17 protein-coding genes and 1 riboswitch are annotated in these 16,434 nt (G+C 61.1%); of the genes, 4 read left to right on the forward strand and 13 right to left on the reverse strand.

What is annotated here, in order from left to right; translation table 11 throughout:
• From ACJ8IJ_RS00005 to ACJ8IJ_RS00050, 10 genes are all read right to left on the reverse strand, one after another.
• The coding region (locus ACJ8IJ_RS00005) for a radical SAM protein (protein ID WP_176329585.1) at positions 1–632 on the reverse strand (632 nt) is incomplete at its 3' end.
• Positions 625–903 carry a pyrroloquinoline quinone biosynthesis peptide chaperone PqqD gene (gene pqqD, locus ACJ8IJ_RS00010; protein WP_166445108.1) on the reverse strand — a complete coding sequence of 93 codons (279 nt, stop codon included), beginning with the start codon at positions 901–903 and terminating at the stop codon, positions 625–627. The genes pqqD and ACJ8IJ_RS00005, both read right to left, overlap by 8 nt.
• Positions 903–1,658, reverse strand: coding sequence for a pyrroloquinoline-quinone synthase PqqC (gene pqqC, locus ACJ8IJ_RS00015; RefSeq protein WP_015376769.1), 756 nt, complete (start codon positions 1,656–1,658; stop codon positions 903–905). Before pqqC ends, pqqD begins: the two co-directional genes overlap by 1 nt.
• A 9-nt stretch (positions 1,659–1,667) precedes the next feature.
• Positions 1,668–2,579 (reverse strand): pyrroloquinoline quinone biosynthesis protein PqqB, encoded by a 912-nt coding sequence (gene pqqB / locus ACJ8IJ_RS00020; protein ID WP_049188739.1) that lies wholly within the window; start codon positions 2,577–2,579, stop codon positions 1,668–1,670.
• A gap of 58 nt (positions 2,580–2,637) precedes the next feature.
• Complete coding sequence (gene pqqA, locus ACJ8IJ_RS00025) at positions 2,638–2,715, reverse strand: pyrroloquinoline quinone precursor peptide PqqA (RefSeq protein ID WP_004937827.1); 78 nt, start codon at positions 2,713–2,715, stop codon at positions 2,638–2,640.
• 117 nt (positions 2,716–2,832) lie between these two features.
• Positions 2,833–3,882: a dipeptidase gene (locus tag ACJ8IJ_RS00030; protein WP_442518132.1), complete on the reverse strand. Its 1,050-nt coding sequence runs from the start codon at positions 3,880–3,882 to the stop codon at positions 2,833–2,835.
• A gap of 136 nt (positions 3,883–4,018) precedes the next feature.
• Entirely contained in the window at positions 4,019–4,942 is a 924-nt protein-coding gene (locus ACJ8IJ_RS00035) for a LysR family transcriptional regulator (protein ID WP_442518133.1), read from the reverse strand.
• A 138-nt stretch (positions 4,943–5,080) separates the two neighbouring features.
• Positions 5,081–6,550, reverse strand: coding sequence for a pyridoxal phosphate-dependent decarboxylase family protein (locus ACJ8IJ_RS00040; RefSeq protein WP_131164659.1), 1,470 nt, complete (start codon positions 6,548–6,550; stop codon positions 5,081–5,083).
• 18 nt (positions 6,551–6,568) lie between these two features.
• Complete coding sequence (locus ACJ8IJ_RS00045; RefSeq protein WP_004937838.1) at positions 6,569–7,951, reverse strand: diaminobutyrate--2-oxoglutarate transaminase; 1,383 nt, start codon at positions 7,949–7,951, stop codon at positions 6,569–6,571.
• Positions 7,952–8,456: 505 nt separating this feature from the next.
• A complete protein-coding gene (locus ACJ8IJ_RS00050) occupies positions 8,457–9,677 on the reverse strand; it encodes an NADH:flavin oxidoreductase/NADH oxidase family protein (RefSeq protein ID WP_004937842.1) in 1,221 nt (406 codons plus the stop codon).
• 72 nt (positions 9,678–9,749) lie between these two features.
• Between ACJ8IJ_RS00050 and ACJ8IJ_RS00055 the strand changes: the two genes are divergently transcribed.
• Positions 9,750–10,157 (forward strand): MerR family transcriptional regulator, encoded by a 408-nt coding sequence (locus ACJ8IJ_RS00055; protein WP_004937845.1) that lies wholly within the window; start codon positions 9,750–9,752, stop codon positions 10,155–10,157.
• Here the strand turns inward: ACJ8IJ_RS00055 and eno are convergent.
• Genes eno through ACJ8IJ_RS00070 form a run of 3 tightly spaced genes read right to left on the reverse strand, consistent with a single transcriptional unit; the run spans position 10,154 to position 12,851 of the window.
• Positions 10,154–11,437: a phosphopyruvate hydratase gene (gene eno / locus ACJ8IJ_RS00060; protein WP_275095940.1), complete on the reverse strand. Its 1,284-nt coding sequence runs from the start codon at positions 11,435–11,437 to the stop codon at positions 10,154–10,156. The two genes, ACJ8IJ_RS00055 and eno, sit on opposite strands and share 4 nt — an antisense overlap.
• A gap of 16 nt (positions 11,438–11,453) precedes the next feature.
• On the reverse strand, positions 11,454–11,882 hold the full coding sequence (locus tag ACJ8IJ_RS00065) for a hypothetical protein (RefSeq protein WP_004937850.1): 429 nt from the start codon (positions 11,880–11,882) through the stop codon (positions 11,454–11,456).
• Positions 11,883–11,885: 3 nt separating this feature from the next.
• Entirely contained in the window at positions 11,886–12,851 is a 966-nt protein-coding gene (locus ACJ8IJ_RS00070) for a DHHA2 domain-containing protein (protein WP_442518134.1), read from the reverse strand.
• A gap of 40 nt (positions 12,852–12,891) precedes the next feature.
• A riboswitch (Fluoride riboswitch) is annotated at positions 12,892–12,967 on the reverse strand.
• Positions 12,968–13,142: 175 nt separating this feature from the next.
• On the opposite strand from ACJ8IJ_RS00070, the gene ACJ8IJ_RS00075 reads away from it, so the two are divergent.
• The 3 genes from ACJ8IJ_RS00075 (at position 13,143) to ACJ8IJ_RS00085 (ending at position 16,404) form a co-directional block, all read left to right on the forward strand.
• The gene (locus tag ACJ8IJ_RS00075) at positions 13,143–15,023 is read left to right on the forward strand and encodes a diguanylate cyclase domain-containing protein (protein WP_131164663.1); all 1,881 of its coding nucleotides are present in this window, start codon (positions 13,143–13,145) and stop codon (positions 15,021–15,023) included.
• A gap of 71 nt (positions 15,024–15,094) precedes the next feature.
• Positions 15,095–15,943 (forward strand): AraC family transcriptional regulator, encoded by an 849-nt coding sequence (locus ACJ8IJ_RS00080; RefSeq protein ID WP_015377873.1) that lies wholly within the window; start codon positions 15,095–15,097, stop codon positions 15,941–15,943.
• A 53-nt stretch (positions 15,944–15,996) separates the two neighbouring features.
• On the forward strand, positions 15,997–16,404 hold the full coding sequence (locus ACJ8IJ_RS00085) for a DUF2000 domain-containing protein (protein WP_021503689.1): 408 nt from the start codon (positions 15,997–15,999) through the stop codon (positions 16,402–16,404).
• Positions 16,405–16,434: the final 30 nt, after the last annotated feature.

Consider the following 16,434-nt stretch of genomic DNA (forward strand, 5'->3'; position numbering starts at 1 on the left):
GCCTCGGCGATCTGTTCGCGGGTCGGCAGCAGCCCTTCGCGGTTCAGGTGCGCCCAGCCGTAAAACTGGCAGGTCGCCAGCTCGACGTCGTCGGCATCCAGCTGGATCGCCAGTTCGATAATGCGGTCGATCTGGCCGATATTATGGCGATGCAACACGAAGTTGAGCACCATCGGATAGCCGAGCGCCTTGACTGCCCTGGCCATCGCCAGCTTCTGCTGAAACGCCCTGGCGGAGCCCGCCAGCGCGGCGTTCAACGTTTCGTCGCTGGCCTGAAAACTGATCTGAATATGATCCAGCCCGGCGTCGGCGAAGGTTTGCAGCTTTTTCTCGGTCAGGCCGATGCCGGAGGTGATCAGGTTGGTGTAAAACCCGAGATCGCGCGCGGCGGCGATCAGCTCGGGCAGGTCTTTACGCACCAGCGGCTCGCCGCCGGAGAAGCCGAGCTGCACGCTGCCCATCGCCCGCGCCTGGCGAAACACCTCTATCCACTGCGCGGTAGTCAGCTCTTTTTCCTGCGCGGCAAAATCGAGCGGGTTGGAGCAGTACGGACACTGCAGCGGGCAGCGGTAGGTCAGCTCCGCCAGCAGCCAGAGGGGCGGATTCACCGCCGGCGCACGTGGTTCAGTCACGGAAGGTCACCCATTTTTGTTCGTAGGCGCGCTGGAAAAACTCCAGCACGTCGTCCGCCAACCCGTCGGCGCCGGGGAAGCGGGCGTTCAGCTGGGCAATGATGCCGTTCAGCGTGGTGTGGCCGTCGACCAGCTGCAAGATGGCGGCGGCGCTGTCGTTCAGCTTGGCCATGCCTTCCGGGTAGAGGATCACGTGGCTGTTTTGCACCGGCTCCCATTGCAGGCGGTAGCCACGGCGGAAGACGGGGGTGTGTTCAGGATTCAGCGTCATTACACCAGCCTCTGGTTGTGCCAGACCCGCGCGGCGGTCACGCTGTGGTAAGGCGGGCGGTTCAGGGTGTAGGCCATGCTCATGGCGTCCAGCATGCTCCACAGAATGTCCAGCTTGAACTGCAGGATTTCCAGCATGCGCTGCTGCTTTTCAACGGTATCGCAATAGTCCAGCGCCAGCGCCAGGCCGTGTTCCACGTCGCGGTTGGCCTGGCCGAGGCGGCTGCGGAAATAGTCGTAACCGGCAGCGTCGATCCATGGGTAGTGTTGCGGCCAGCTGTCGAGGCGCGACTGGTGGATCTGCGGCGCGAACAGTTCGGTCAGCGAGCTGCAGGCGGCTTCCTGCCAGCAGGCGCGGCGCGCGAAGTTGACGTAGGCGTCCACCGCAAAGCGCACGCCGGGCAGCACCAGCTGTTCAGAAAGCAGGGCGTCGCGCTGCAGGCCGACGGCCTCGCCGAGGCGCAGCCAGGCCTCGATGCCGCCTTCACTGCCGCCGTAGCCGTCGTGATCCAGAATGCGCTGCACCCATTTACGGCGAGTGTCCGGCTGCGGGCAGTTGGCCATGATCGCCGCATCCTTGATCGGAATGCTGGTCTGATAGTAGAAACGGTTGGCCACCCAGCCCTGGATCTGCTCACGCGTCGCTTCGCCGTTGTGCATTGCGATGTGGTACGGGTGGTGGATGTGGTAATAAGCGCCTTTGGCGCGCAGCGCCGCTTCAAATGCCTGCGGCGTCAGGGGGCGTGGTTGCGTCATGGCGATTCCCTACAGTTCGATGTTCATGCCGTCCCAGCTCACTTCGATGCCGGCGGCGGTCAGACTTTGCCGCTCTGCCGAGTCTTCATTGAGGATCGGGTTGGTATTGTTAATGTGGATCAGGATCTTGCGTTTGGCGGGCAAGGTGCTGAGCAGGGCCGCCAGCCCGTGCTCTTCCGCCAGCGCCAGGTGCCCCATGTCCTTGCCGGTGTTGCGCCCCACGCCGGCGTTGGCCAGCTCGTTGTCGCGCCACAGCGTGCCGTCGATCAGCAGGCAGTCGGCGCGGCGCAGCCAGGGCATCAGTGCTTCGTCCGGTTCACCGAGGCCCGGCGCATACAGCAGGCCGACCCCGCGCGCGATATCTTCGATGAACAGCGCCACATTGTGGCCCGGCAGTGGGCGATCGCGGTACGGCGAATAGGGCGGCGCGTTGCTGAGCAATGGAATGGCGGTAAAGCGTACGTTCGGGCAGACCGCCGTGTGAAAAGGTTCGCCGGGCGTCACCGGGTGGTGAATCAACCCGCCGTTCCAGTGAGAGAGCATGGGAAACACCGGGAAGCCGGTGCTGAGATCGTCATGCACTTCAGGGGTGCACCAGACGTGGTGCGGGCAGCCCTCACGCAAATTGAGCAAGCCCGCGCTGTGATCGATCTGGCTGTCGGTCAGCACGATCGCGCCGATACCGGTGCCGCGCAGCACGTCGGGATTGTTCAATTCGGGCGAGGCCAGCAGCTGATGGCAAATGTCCGGGGAAACGTTGCACAGTACCCAGTTTTTACCGTCGTCGCTGACGGCGATGGAAGACTGCGTGCGGCGCGTGGCGTTGATGCTGTGGCTGCGAACGCCCCGGCAGTTATCGCAGTTGCAATTCCACTGGGGAAAGCCGCCGCCCGCCGCCGAGCCGAGAACTTTTATCTGCATGTCTGAACCAGAAAAAGAAGGAAAGAAATGCCCGCGCGAAAGGCGGGCAGACGGGCGATTAACGGTTGGAAATGTACAGCGTCACTTCCAGCCCCAGACGCAGGTCAACAAACTCAGGTTTAGTCCAGGTAGTCATAGCGGTGCTCCTTTGCATGCATCGTGATAGTTCGAAGCCAATGAGAAAGATTCGCATTAGGCCGGCCCAATGTTGGCGAAATGTGACGAAGATCGCAACCTTTAAAGCGTAACCGGGTTATTCACCCCAGGTGGCGGCGAGCACGTTCAGCCAGTTGCGCCAGGTCAGCTTCTCCAGCAGCCGGTTATCGAACCCGGCCTGCGCCAGCGCTTGCGTCAGGCGCGGTAGGCCTGCGGCGTCCTCTAACGGTTGCGGTACGTTGACCCCGTCAAAATCAGAGCCAAATCCCACGCGATCTTCACCAAGTTTAGCGATCAAATACTCAACGTGTTTAACAATTTCTGTTAGGTCTGTCGTTGCACTGTCACGTTTACCGTCAGCGCGCAGGAAGGCGGTGCCGAAATTGACGCCGACTATCCCGCCGCTCTGGGCGATGGCCTCCAACTGTGCGTCGGTCAGGTTGCGCGGCTGCGGGCAGAGGGCGTGGACGTTGGAGTGGGTGGCGACCAGCGGTGCGCGGCTCAGCGCGGCGGTTTGCCAGAAGGTTTTCTCGTTCATGTGCGAGACGTCGATCATGATGCGGCGCTGGTTGCAGGCGCGGATCAGCGCCTCGCCGGCCGGCGTCAGGCCGGGGCCGGTATCGGGGGAGCCGGGGAACGGCCCGCTGACGCCGGTGCCGAAGGCGTTCGGCAGATTCCAGAATGGCCCGATGCTGCGCACGCCCAGCCGGTAGAAGGCCTCCAACTGCGTCAGCTCCGCATCGATCATGCCGGCGCCTTCGATATGCAGCACCGCGGCCATTTGCCGGTTGAGGCGGCACTGTTCTATCTCGGCGGCGGTGCGGCAGATGCGCAGCCGCCCCTGAGAAGCCTGTTCCAGCTGATAAAGGATAGCGATCTGCCGTTCGGCGATCGCCAGCGGATCGAAGGCGGCCTGCGCCTCCTCCGGCGTTTGATTACGCATCTGGGCGATATAGCTGACCGGGGGAATAAATACCGCGAACAGCCCGCCGCAGAATCCGCCGCGCTGCATGCGGGAGAAATCGAGGTGGCCCGGCGTGACGCGGGAATAAAAGGCGGCGACCGGATCGTCGTCATGCTGTAGCCACAGGTTGAGCAGCAGATCGTTATGGCCGTCGAACACCGGCCAGAGAGGGGGAAGCGTCATGGGCATTTCACTGAGTCAGGCATCGTGAATGCTATGTTCTCCCATCGCGCGAGGGGGAACAACCCTCAGGCTATGGGGGTTTTGCCGTCGGCTGGACCACTCGACGTCCGCAGGGCAAAATTTAGTGACATTGTCACTATTCGCAAAGCGGTTCCTGCACGCGTTGGCGGCAGACCGTCAGCAGTAGCTGCCGCAGCCAGCGGTGATCCGCCTCGGCGTCCAGGCGCGGATGCCACATCTGCGAGACGGTGATGGGCGGCGTTCTTACCGGCAGCTCGAAGACGCGCAGCGGGCCATCGGCAGGTTGAGCCTGCAGGAAAGAGGCGGGCAGCAACGCCAACAGGTTCGAGGCTTGCGCCACCGCCAGCGCGGCGGGAAAGCTCGGCACCACGGCGGCGATATGGCGTGCCAGCCCCAGCTCCGCCAGCGCGGCGTCTACCGGCCCGAGGATGCGCCCGCTGCGCGAGGCCACCACGTGGCCGCAGGCGGCGTAGTCGGCGGCGCCGATCTCGCGCTGCTGCGCCAGCGGATGTGCGGTTCTCATCACGCCGACGAAGCGATCGCGGAACAGCGCCTGCAGGCGGATTTCCGGGCCCATGTCACCCAGCACGCCGATCTCCAGATCGACCAGACCTTCACGCAGGGGGCGGTCGCTTTTCTCCGGCTTGGGCGCAAAGCGCAACCGCACCCGCGGCGCCTGTTCGGCAGCGGCGGCGATCAGCGCCGGGCCGAAGGCCTCGACGAAGCCGTCGTTGGCGCGCAGCGTGAAGGTACGATCCAGCGCGGCGGGATCCAATGCTCCCTGCGCCGGGCGCAACACAGCGCGCGCTTCGAACGTCGCGTGCCGCGCCCGCTCGCACAGCGTTTCGGCATAGGGCGTCAGCACCATATGACGGCCGGCGCGCACCAGCAGCGGATCGCCGGTGGCCGCGCGCAGTCGGCTGAGGGTACGGCTCATCGCCGAGGTGCTTAAACCGAGACGGCGCGCCGCGCCGGCAACGCTGCCCGCCGTCAGCAGCGCGTCGAGCGCGATCAGCAGGTTGAAATCCGGGTCGGTCATGCGTTTATCCTGTGGCGCTGGAAATAAGGGAAGGCGTTGGCTGCAGTATATCAGCGTAAACGCTGCGTCTCCTGCGATTGATGAGCAATAAAAAAGCCGATAACAAACGTTATCGGCTTTACAGGCAGGGGGACGACGTTACGCCGGCAGCTGCTGCGCGGTTTTCTCGACCAGCGCCAGCAACAGCTTGATGTCTTCCAGCGTCACGATTGGGTTCAGCAGCGTCATTTTCAGGCAGGTCACGCCATCGAACTCGGTCACGCCGACGTTGGCGCGGCCCGATTCCAGCAAGGCGTCACCGATGCGCTGGTTGAACAGGGCGACCGCCGCGTCGCCTTTCGCCGCCAGCTGCGCCGGACGGTAACGGAACAGCACGCTGGCCAGCTGCGGCTGCATCACCAGTTCCAGTGATTCCTGGTCGGCGATGTAACGCGCCACCTGTTGCGCCAGCGTGACGCCGTGATCGATGATCTCGGCGTATTGCTTCTGCCCCAGCGCTTCCAGCCCCATCCACAGCTTCAACGCATCGAAGCGGCGGGTGGTCTGCAGCGATTTGGAGACCAGGTTCGGCACGCCTTGCGCTTCGTCGAATTCGGAGTTCAGGTAGGCCGCCTGATAGCGCATCAGCTCGTAGTGGCGCGCGTCTTTCAACAGGAAGGCGCCGCAGCTGATGGTCTGGAAGAACTGCTTGTGGAAGTCCAGGGTGATAGAGTCCACCAACTCCAGGCCGTCCAGGTAGTCGCGGTACTGCTCGGAGAGCAGCAGCGCGCCGCCCCAGGCCGCATCCACGTGCACCCAAATCTGCTGCTCCGCCGCCAGCCGCGCGATATCGCGCAGCGGGTCGATCGCGCCGGCATCGGTGGTGCCGGCGGTGGCGACGATCGCCATCACCTGCTCGCCGTTAGCTTTGGCCTGCGCCAGTTTTTCCGCCAGATCGTTCACGTCCATGCGGGCGAAGCGATCGGTTTTCACCAGCGTGACGGACTGGTAGCCGAGGCCCATCAGCGCCATGTTCTTCTGCACCGAGAAGTGGGCGTTTTCAGAACAGAACACTTTCAGCTTGCGCAGATCGCCCACCAGACCGTCCTGCTGCACGGAGTGGCCCTGACGCGCGAAGAACGCATCGCGCGCCAGCATCAGCCCCATCAGGTTGCTCTGGGTGCCGCCGCTGGTGAATACCCCGGCGTCGCCGGGCTGGTAACCGACCTGGGCGCGCAGCCACTCGATCAATTTCATTTCGATCAGCGTGGCCGACGGGCTCTGATCCCAGGAGTCCATGCTTTGGTTGGTGGCGTTGATCAGCACTTCGGCGGCCTGGCTAATCACCAGGCTCGGGCAGTGCAGGTGCGCCACGCACTGCGGGTGGTGCACCGACAGGCTGTCTTTCAAAAAGTACTCGATGGCGCGCTCGATCGCCGCCTGGTTACCCAGGCCTTGCGGGGTGAAGTCGAGCTGGATGCGCTCGCGCAGTTCGGCAACGCTTTTGCCCTGATACATCTCGGGCTGTTGCAGCCACTGCACGACGGCTTCACTGCTCTGCGCGATCGCCTGGCGGTAAGCCTCGGCGCTGTGCGCCGAGGAAGCCAGAATCGGGTTTAACTTGGACATCGCGGTCATTCGCTCCACTCAGACTGGCTTGACGCCGGCGGCCAACAGCGCCTGCTCAAATTTATCCAGGAAAATACCCAGCTCATCATTGGTGATCAGCAGGGAAGGCAGCAGGCGCAGCACGCAGCCATTGCGCCCGCCGCGCTCCAGGATCAAGCCGGATTCGAAGCATTTTTTCTGCAGCAGCGCGGACAGCTCGCCATCGGCAGGGTAGCAGCCCATGTGATCCTGCGCCTCGTTCGGCTTGACGATCTCGATGCCGATCATCAGGCCCAGACCGCGGACGTGGCCGATCACCGGATAACGTTTCTGCAGCTCGGCCAGCTTGCCTTTCAGCCACTCGCCCTGAGCGGCCACTTTGTCGGCGACCTTATGCTCTTTCAGGTACTGCAGGGTGGTCAGGCCGGTGGCCATCGCCAGCTGGTTGCCGCGGAAGGTGCCGGTGTGGTGGCCCGGTTCCCAGGCGTCGAACTCTTTTTTGATGCCCAGCACCGCGAGCGGCAAGCCGCCGCCGACCGCTTTCGACATCACGATGATGTCCGGCTCGATGCCCGCGTGTTCGAAGGCGAACAGCTTGCCCGTACGGGCGAAACCGGCCTGAACTTCGTCGATGATCAGCAGAATGCCGTGTTCCTGGGTCACTTTGCGGATGCGCTGCAGCCACTCGGCCGGCGCAGGGTTAACCCCGCCTTCGCCCTGAACGGCTTCCAGGATCACCGCAGCCGGTTTACGCACGCCGCTTTCCACGTCGTTGATCAGGTTGTCGAAGTAGTAGGTCAGCGCCTTGACGCCGGCTTCACCGCCGATGCCCAGCGGGCAGCGGTATTCATGCGGATAAGGCATGAACTGCACTTCCGGCATCATGCCGTTGATCGCCGCCTTCGGCGACAGGTTGCCGGTGACCGACAGCGCGCCGTGGGTCATGCCGTGGTAGCCGCCGGAGAAGCTGATCACGCCGGAACGGCCGGTGTGCTTTTTCGCCAGCTTCAGCGCGGCTTCCACCGCATCGGCGCCGGACGGGCCGCAGAACTGCAGGCAATACTCTTTGCCTTCGCCAGGCAACAGAGAGAGCAGGTAATCGGAGAAACGATCTTTCAACGGGGTCGTGAGATCGAGAGTATGTAACGGCAAGCCGCTGGTAATGACATTTTGGATGCTTTGCAGGACGTCGGGGTGATTATGTCCAAGAGCCAACGTTCCCGCCCCGGCCAGGCAATCAAGATATTGATTATTCTCAACATCAGTGATCCAAACGCCCTGGGCTTTCGCAATTGCCAACGGCAATTTGCGCGGATAACTCCTAACATTCGACTCAAATTCGGCTTGACGCGCCAAATAGGTTTCATTGTTTCCGTTTAATGAGTTTGCAACTAAAGTATCAATACGGACTTTATCCGTCATCATATCTCTCCTACAACCGAAGGTCTCAAGACGCAACGATTGAATTAATGAATTAGAAAAGTAACTGCCTTGTGAAAAGCGCGACCAATATATGGCTTTTTCGCCTGGGACTCAATAGCCGATTTTGTTTTGAATTGTTTAGTTTTTTCTTAGGCTCATCAATATGTTGTTGATTTGTTGACCGTTGGTTTTGCCGGCAGAAAACAACATTTCTTTAACATTGCGTAAAAATCCTTTTCTGCTTTCCTTTGGCTGCTTCTTTAATGCATTTATTATTAAGGTGAATTTCCGATTAATAACATAAATAGAAAATAGCGGCTTATTTTCATCTATTCACCACCTTAAGTCCTATAGCGGTTATATACACAAAATTTGTGATGAATATAAGCGGTCGAGCGTTAAAAGCGCAGTATCCAGAGTGGTGATTTCTTGCAGATTTTACGTAGCGCGATCAAAACAGCGGGATTTTTGTGCGGTGCCGGCATGTCTGCCGGCGCCGCGGTCATTAACGTTGCTGTAACCAGGCATGATAGCGCCGCAGAGTGCGGCGGGTGCGCCACCGATCGATGAGCAGCGACCACAGCGGGGAGTAACGCACGTTGCGCGTCCGATCGCGGCTCAGAGCGTGCATGCGGCGCTTGATCAGCGCCATGCGGGCGAGCAGCGTCAGCGTTTTGTCGCGCCATTTTACCGGCGCGGGCAGCGCATGAGGGGCTTCGCCGGTTTGCCAGCGGCGCGGCAGATCGGGAATTTCCGCCATGGCGGTGGCGATGCCGACCACCGCGACGCCGCTGTTCAGCACCCGTTGCGCCACCGTCGGGCGGGTGATGCCGCCGGTGGTCATCACCGGCATGCGGGCTACTGCGGCGAGATCGCGGGCGAAGGTCAGAAAATAAGCTTCACGCGCCAGGGTACTGTCGTCTGCCGTTTCGCCCTGCATCGCCGGGCTTTCATAGCTCCCGCCCGATAACTCCACCAGATCGACCGGCAGTTCGTTGAGCATCAGCAACACCTGCCGGGCTTCGTCCGGCGAAAAGCCGCCGCGCTGAAAATCGGCGGAATTGAGCTTTACCGCCACGCAAAAACCTGGCGAGACCCGCTTGCGCACCGCGCGTACCACCTCCAGCAGCAGGCGGGCGCGATTTGCCAGCTCGCCCCCCCAACGATCGCTGCGCTGGTTGGCCAACGGCGACAAAAACTGAGAGATCAGGTAGCCATGCGCCGCGTGGATCTGCACGCCGGTAAACCCGGCCCGTTCGGCGGCGTGCGCGCTGGCGGCAAAGCGGGCGATCACCTCGGCAATCTGCGCTTCGCTCATGGCTTCCGGCTGCGCGAACGCTTTACTGTACTTACCCATGGCCATCGGAATGGCGGAGGGCGCCCAGGCGTTGCCGCCCATGTCGGCCATTACCTGGCGGCCCGGGTGGCTGAGCTGCATCCAAACCTGCGCGCCTTCCTGGCGCGCGGCCTTGGCCCAGGTTTCGAACGAGGCGAGCGGCGTATCCTGTTCCAGCACAACGCCGCCGGGTCCGGTCATGGCACGGCCGTCGATCATCACGTTGCCGGTGATGATAAGACCGGCGCCGCCGATACCCCAGTGGCGATACAAGCGCCATAGCGCGGGGCCAGGCAGTTGGCCTTCATCGGCCAAATTTTCTTCCAACGCGGCTTTGGCCAAACGGTTGGTCAGGCGGCTGCCGTTGGGCAGTGTCAGTGGGGTAAACATCGGGTTTGCGCTCCTGTCGCAGGGGGAATGGCGCTATACTAGGTTTAAAGTTAACTTTAAGGTCAATAGGGCATGAAGATCGGAGAATTGGCGGAACGGGCCGGCGTGGCTGCCTCGGCGATACGCTACTACGAGCAGCAGGGCCTGCTGCCCAAAGCGGTGCGCGGCGTTAACGGATATCGGGTGTATAGCGAAAGCGCGCTGGAGCGGCTGCACCTGATCCAAATCGGCCAGAATCTGGGTTTTTCGCTGCAGGCGATCCAACGTGTGCTGGCGCTGCAGGGCAGCGCTTATGAGGATGGGTTGATACAGGGCGTCGAGACCCGTCTGGCGGAAATCGAGCGGATGTTGGTCACGCTGAATGAACAGCGAGAAGCATTGCTGGCGACCCGACTTACCTTGCTGGAATCCGGCGTGGCGGGGTTATGCCAGGTCAAAAATGAAAAGTTGGCCGGTGCGTGGCCGGCCTGCACAGATTAGCGGCGTTTAAAGGCGGAGCGCCCGGCATATACCGCCGCGGTGCCCAATTGGTCCTCAATGCGCATCAGCTGATTGTATTTTTCGATGCGCTCGCCGCGGCACGGCGCGCCGGTTTTCACATGGCCGGCTCGCATCGCAACCGTCATATCGGCGATAAAGCTGTCGACGGTTTCGCCGCTGCGGTGCGAGATAAAGGCGCCCCAGCCGTTTGCCTGGCAAAGCTGCACGGCGGCGAAGGTTTCGCTCAGGGTGCCGATCTGGTTCAGCTTGATCAGCGCGGCATTAGCCAACCGTTCATCAATCCCGCGCTGGATATATTTCACATTGGTGACGAACAGATCGTCACCGACCAGCTCCACCTGGTCGCCCAGGGCGTCGCTCAGAATACGCCAGCCGGCCCAATCGTCCTCGGCCAAGCCATCTTCAATCAGCACAATGGGGAAATCCTGTACCAGCCGCTGGTAATAGGCCGTCATCTGGGTTGCGTCCAACTCGAGGTTCTCGCTGCGCAGGCGGTATTTGCCGTCGGCGTAGAATTCACTCGAGGCCGGATCCATGCAGATAGCGATATCTTCTCCCGGTCGGTAGCCGGCTTTCTCTATCGCCTGCACGATCAGCTCCAGCGGCTGGCGGTTTGAGGCGACCGCCGGCGCGAAACCGCCTTCGTCGCCGACGCCGACCGACAGGCCTTGTTCCAACAGGATTTGGCGCAGCGCCTGATAGACTTCACTGCCCCAGCGCACGGCCTCGCGCAGCGACGGCGCGCCCAGAGGGGCTATCATAAACTCCTGAAAGTCCGCCCCTTGCCAACGGGCGTGCACGCCGCCGTTAATGATATTCATGCAGGGCACCGGCAGCAGGTTGGCGCCGATGCCGCCCAGATAACGATACAGCGGCAACTGCGACAATTGCGCCGCGAGGCGGGCGGCGGCCAGAGAAACGCCGAGCAGGGCGTTGGCCCCCAATCGGCTCTTGTTCTCGCTGCCGTCCAGCGCGATCAGCCGGCGGTCAATCTCCTCTTGTTGGCGCACATCCACCCCGCGCAGCGCCTCATTGATCGCCGTTTTGACGCTGTGCACCGCCTCCAGTACGCCTTTGCCGCCGAAACGGTGCGGATCGCCGTCGCGGTGCTCCACCGCCTCGCGCGACCCGGTGCTGGCGCCGGAGGGGACCGAAGCCCGGGCCACGACGCCCGCCGCGCTCATTTCGACTTCGACGGTCGGGTTGCCGCGCGAATCCAGGATTTCTCTGGCGGTTACGCTTTCAATCTCATAGCTCATGGGTAGTCACCTCATTCTAGGGAGTTGGCACATGCTTTATCAGCACGTCGATGGACAAATGGTTAATGAACTCGAAGCCGAAGGAGGAAAAGACGCCGAACGGACGGTTCTGATGGCCTAACAGCAACAGATCGACGCCTTCGCGGGCAATCAGGGCTTCGACGTCTTTGAAGCGATGGATACTGACAATTGCGCGCACCTCCAGGGGGATTGAGCAGTCCTCCACCAGACGGCTGAGCATGGCCTTGGCGGCGATCACCTCGCTGGACTGGCGATCTTTGGTCAGCGAATCGCTGAGGTAGTCCAGCTCGGCATAGTCGGCGCTGATGTGCGCCACGGTAATGCGCGTATTCATCTGCTGATTGAGGCGTTCGGCATGATGCAACAGCAGCCGGCCGTCGCGTTCATCCTGTACCAGCAGTAAAGCATGTTGGTAGAGCGGCATGACTTATCTCCCTGCGTTAGCGATCTGGCGGGTTAACCACGGTAAAACCTCTTTTTTCCGGCTCGTCATGCCGGGCAGAGACACCTGACGAATGTCGAGCACCCGGTTCGGCGAGAAATACAGAGTGGAGCGACGGCAGGTGATATCGGTGACCAATAGCGCGGCCATCTCCAGCCCGGCTTCCTGCTTCGCGTGTTCAAGCGCCTGTTGCAGTGCGGGCAACAGCGGATCGATGTCGCTCATGGTCCGCACTTCTATCTGCGACAGCAGCAGCGAGACGCTCTGGATGCGGTAATTCTTGGCGTCGCGGTGCAGCAACTGCGCGGCGGATTGCCCCGAGAGATCGGTTTTGGCGGCGAGCAGCCCGGCGGTGAAGGCGTCATAGTCGACATGAGAAATTGCGCGCAACCGCGAGACCGCCAGCCGATCCTGTTCGGTGGCGGTCGGCGCGCTCAGCGCGACGGTATCGCTCAAAATGGCGCCCAGCAGCAGCGTGGCCTGGGCGGCGGAAAGCGGCATCGGCCTTTCCGCCGCCAGGATCTGCAGGATCACGGTGGCGCAACAGCCGACGGCGCGAACCCAGACATCGGGCGGGTTGCGGGTGATTAACGTGCCCAGCCGGTGATGGTCGATAACGCCGACCACATCGCTGTCGGGCAATGAGGCCGGCCCTTGTTCGACGTCGGTAAAATCGACCAGCCAGACTTTACGGTCACGGAGATCGCCTTTCAGCAGCGGAGGCGCTTGTACGCCGGCGGCGGCCAGTATGTAGCGGGTTTCCGGCGTCAGTTCGCCAAGGCGGAAAGCGACGGCCGGTTTGCCGAGGTGATTGAGCCAGTCCGCGACCACCAGCGCGCTGCAGATGCTGTCGCTGTCGGGATTTTTATGGCCGAAAACGTACAGCGGCATTTCCCGCGCGTCGGCATCGGGCTGGGGTGGAAAAGGGGTAAAGCGTGAGATTTCATTCATAGCGACTCCTGACATACCTGCCTAAAAAATAAAGCGAAGTTGTATATCAGGCGTCATCATCCGGTTCGAGCGAACGCGGCGGTTGGGAAAGGTGGGACACCATCACCTTGTGAACGACTGTAGCGCAGCGCGGTGACAAACGCAACGCCTGGCAAAGCTGGCGAGAATGCGCAATCGGATTGATACTGAGTGAGTCTATGATGGACAAGGATATTTGCCGCTAATCGACGGAAACGCTGAACGGACTCACGCGGCTATGCCGGGTCCGTCGGTGACACAATGGGAGACAACATGCTCGAACCCTGCTTCCCCGAAAACGAAGCCGAACGCCTGTCGGTATTGCATTCGCTGAACGTGCTGGATTCAAACTCGGTGGAAAAACTGGATCGCATCACGCGGTTGGCGGCGAAATACTTCGGCGTGACCATCGCGCTGGTGTCGCTGATCGACCGGGATCGCCAATGGTTTTTATCGCGTTACGGTCTGGATGCCCGGGAAACGCCGCGCAATATCTCGTTTTGCGGCCATGCTATCTTGCAACGCGAAGCGCTGGTGGTGCCCGATACCGCCAAAGACCCGCGCTTTTTCGATAATCCGCTGGTGATTGGCGGGCCGCGGATCGGTTTTTACGTCGGGCAGCCACTGCTGTCGCTCGACGGGTTGCCGCTCGGTACCCTGTGCATTATCGACAGCCAGCCGCAGCCGTTTTCCCCGGAACAACTGGCTGACCTGCACGATTTCGCTGCCGTGGTGGAGGAGTATTTGCAGAGCATTGAACGCCACGTCTATACCGAAAACCTGAAGTCCAATCTGCAACGCTCGGAAGCCCTGTTCGAACAGACCTTCGCCCAGGCGGCGGTAGGGATGGCGCTGGTGTCGCTGCAGGGGTATTGGCTGCGGGTCAATCCGCGCATCTGCGAAATGTTGCGCTATTCCGAGCGCGAGCTGATGGATCGCACCTTTCAGGACATTACCTATCCGCTCGATCTCAACACCGATCTGGAAAAACTGCAGCAGCTGCTGAGAAACGAGATCAGCACTTACTCGCTGGAGAAACGTTACTTCCGCGCCGACGGCTCGATCATCTGGGTGCAGCTGACGGTGGCGTTAAACCGGCTGCCTAACGGCAAGCCGGACCATTTCATCTCGGTTATCGTCGATATCAGCGAGCGCAAGGCGGCGGAGGCCGATCTGTTCGCTCTGCAACACGAGCTGGAACAACGCGTCGAAATCCGCACGCGAGAGCTGAATGTGGTCGTCAAGAAACTCAACGAAGAGATTGAAACCCGGGTGCTCGCCGAATGTCAGCTCAGTGCGGAGAAGGAGCGTTTGCGCGCCATTACCGACAACATGCCGGCCTTAATCAGCCAGATCGACGGCAATGAACGCTACCTGTTCGCCAACAGCGCCTACAAAACCTGGTTCGGGCTGGAGGAGGCCAGTCTCAGAGAAATGACGGTGCGCGATTTCATGGGGGAAAGCGTTTATCGGATAGCAAAACCGATGATCGAACGGGCCCTCGCGGGCGAAATGGTGAGTTTCGAGAATGAGCTCCAGACCCAGAAGGGGTTGCTGATGATCCACACCACGCTGGTGCCGTGTGAAGCGCAGGGGTTTTACATTCTGTCGATGGACATTACCGAGTTGAAGCGGCTGCAGCAGCGGCTGGAATATGACGCAACCCACGACATGCTGACCGGATTGACCAATCGCCGCGCGTTTCTGCGCCGGTTGTCGGGCACGCTGCAGGCCTGTTGCCATCAGCGGCAGATGGCGCTGTTGTTTATCGATCTCGACGGGTTCAAAACCCTTAACGACAGCTATGGTCATGACTTCGGCGACGCGATTCTGAAGACATTCGCCACATTGCTCAGCGCCTGCGCCGGCGAGCACCACAGCGTCTCGCGCCTGGCCGGTGACGAGTTCACGGTGATCCTGTGGCCGTTGACGGATCCGCGGCGCGAAGTCAGCGAATTTTGCGAAAATGTGTTGGCGCAACTGGCCAAAATTACGCAGATCGGGCCGCAGAAGGTACGGCTTTCCGCCAGCATCGGCGCGGCCATTTCCCCACGCGGCGATGTGACGGAGGAGATGCTGCTGACCCGCGCCGACGGCGCAATGTATCAGGCGAAATCGGCCGGAAAGGGGACTTATGCCATCTGCGAGCTGTGAGCGTGCAACGGTGGCGGTCTCAGGGTAAGCTGTTTTTTCTTTTCCTGTGAGCAGAACTCCGGATTTATTGCATGGCGTCAAATCATCAACATACCGACTGGCTCGAACTGCGGCGCGATGACGAAACCGGTATTGAGAGCGTCAACGCCCACTTTCAGGGGCATGCCTACGATCCTCACGATCATGATGAAATGCTGGTGGGCGTCACGCAGCAGGGCTTGCAGCGTTTCAATTGCCACCGCTCGCTGCATACCAGCCGACCGGGGCGCGCCATGCTGATCGAGCCGGGCGCGGTGCACGATGGCCATGCGCCGCAGGCCGAAGGGTTTACCTATGCGATGCTTTATCTGCCGCAGCGCTGGGTCTCCGACGCGATGCAGCGCCGCGGATTAGGGGACGCCTCAGTGCTGGAAGGCGCCTTTCACAGCACGTTGACCGACGATCCGATGCTGGCGACCGCGATACAACAGGCTTTTTTTGCGTTGCATCAGAGGGAAGGCCGGCTGGCGCGCGATCAAAGCCTGGACCAACTGCTGACGCTTTTGGCGCGGCATATACGCGTCAGGCCAACGTCCCAAAGCGATGACGCTTTGATTGAGATGAATCGTTTACGGGACTACTTGCACGAGCACATGGCGGATAATCCCAGTCTGGAGGAACTTGCGCTTCAGTGCGGCCTGGATCGTTTCCGTCTGACTCGCCAATTCACCCGCGCTTTCGGCCAGTCGCCGCATGCTTACCTGATCCGGTTGAGGCTGCGTGCCGCGCGACTGTTACTGGCGCAGGGGGAAGAGCCGGCGCAGGTCGCCATGCAGGTAGGCTTTGCCGACCAGAGTCATTTGGGCCGCTGGTTCCGGCGCGCCTACCGTTTATCGCCGGCGGCCTATCAACGCCAGTGCACAAACGTTCTATACCGCTGACTCGCTCATCGCCGATGATGTGCTTTTAACAGCACAACGGAGTAAAGCGAAACATGTTTGATACCAAGATAGCGTTTATCGTGCGTGACGATCTGCAAACCTGGCAGCGGCTGAACGTGGTGGCCTTTCTGGCGACGGGCATCGCCGCTGCGGCCCCGGAGATCATCGGCGAGCGTTACGTGGACGCGCAAGGCAGACGCTACGGCGGCATTTCCGGGCAGCCGATGCTGATTTTCGCCGCGGATCTGCCGGGCCTGCAAAATGCGCATCGTAAAGGGCTGGAACGGGAATTGACGCTGATCCCCTATGTGCACGCCATGTTCTCGACCGGGCACGATGAAGCCAACCGGCAGGTTTTTCTCGCTGAAAACGCGGACAATCTGGATTTGGTCGGCCTGGCGCTGCGCGGGCCGAAGAAAGCGGTGGATAAGGCGATAAAAGGGCTGACGCTCCACGCCTGAGAATACCGTTAACGCGGTGCGCTTCCAATA

It is taken from the genome of Serratia sp. CY40230 (assembly GCF_052168835.1).
GTDB classification, from domain to species: domain Bacteria; phylum Pseudomonadota; class Gammaproteobacteria; order Enterobacterales; family Enterobacteriaceae; genus Serratia; species Serratia nematodiphila.

What these genes read in the sequence shown, in the direction of transcription:
- eno (WP_275095940.1), bottom strand. Translation starts at nt 11,437, where the DNA reads ATGAGCTATGAGATTGAAAGCGTAACCGCCAGAGAAATCCTGGATTCG.
- ACJ8IJ_RS00030 (WP_442518132.1), bottom strand. Translation starts at nt 3,882, where the DNA reads ATGACGCTTCCCCCTCTCTGGCCGGTGTTCGACGGCCATAACGATCTG.
- pqqB (WP_049188739.1), bottom strand. Translation starts at nt 2,579, where the DNA reads ATGCAGATAAAAGTTCTCGGCTCGGCGGCGGGCGGCGGCTTTCCCCAG.
- ACJ8IJ_RS00075 (WP_131164663.1), top strand. Translation starts at nt 13,143, where the DNA reads ATGCTCGAACCCTGCTTCCCCGAAAACGAAGCCGAACGCCTGTCGGTA.
- ACJ8IJ_RS00065 (WP_004937850.1), bottom strand. Translation starts at nt 11,882, where the DNA reads ATGCCGCTCTACCAACATGCTTTACTGCTGGTACAGGATGAACGCGAC.
- ACJ8IJ_RS00045 (WP_004937838.1), bottom strand. Translation starts at nt 7,951, where the DNA reads ATGACGGATAAAGTCCGTATTGATACTTTAGTTGCAAACTCATTAAAC.
- ACJ8IJ_RS00040 (WP_131164659.1), bottom strand. Translation starts at nt 6,550, where the DNA reads ATGTCCAAGTTAAACCCGATTCTGGCTTCCTCGGCGCACAGCGCCGAG.
- pqqA (WP_004937827.1), bottom strand. Translation starts at nt 2,715, where the DNA reads ATGACTACCTGGACTAAACCTGAGTTTGTTGACCTGCGTCTGGGGCTG.
- pqqC (WP_015376769.1), bottom strand. Translation starts at nt 1,658, where the DNA reads ATGACGCAACCACGCCCCCTGACGCCGCAGGCATTTGAAGCGGCGCTG.
- pqqD (WP_166445108.1), bottom strand. Translation starts at nt 903, where the DNA reads ATGACGCTGAATCCTGAACACACCCCCGTCTTCCGCCGTGGCTACCGC.
- ACJ8IJ_RS00085 (WP_021503689.1), top strand. Translation starts at nt 15,997, where the DNA reads ATGTTTGATACCAAGATAGCGTTTATCGTGCGTGACGATCTGCAAACC.
- ACJ8IJ_RS00050 (WP_004937842.1), bottom strand. Translation starts at nt 9,677, where the DNA reads ATGTTTACCCCACTGACACTGCCCAACGGCAGCCGCCTGACCAACCGT.
- ACJ8IJ_RS00070 (WP_442518134.1), bottom strand. Translation starts at nt 12,851, where the DNA reads ATGAATGAAATCTCACGCTTTACCCCTTTTCCACCCCAGCCCGATGCC.
- ACJ8IJ_RS00035 (WP_442518133.1), bottom strand. Translation starts at nt 4,942, where the DNA reads ATGACCGACCCGGATTTCAACCTGCTGATCGCGCTCGACGCGCTGCTG.
- ACJ8IJ_RS00055 (WP_004937845.1), top strand. Translation starts at nt 9,750, where the DNA reads ATGAAGATCGGAGAATTGGCGGAACGGGCCGGCGTGGCTGCCTCGGCG.
- ACJ8IJ_RS00080 (WP_015377873.1), top strand. Translation starts at nt 15,095, where the DNA reads ATGGCGTCAAATCATCAACATACCGACTGGCTCGAACTGCGGCGCGAT.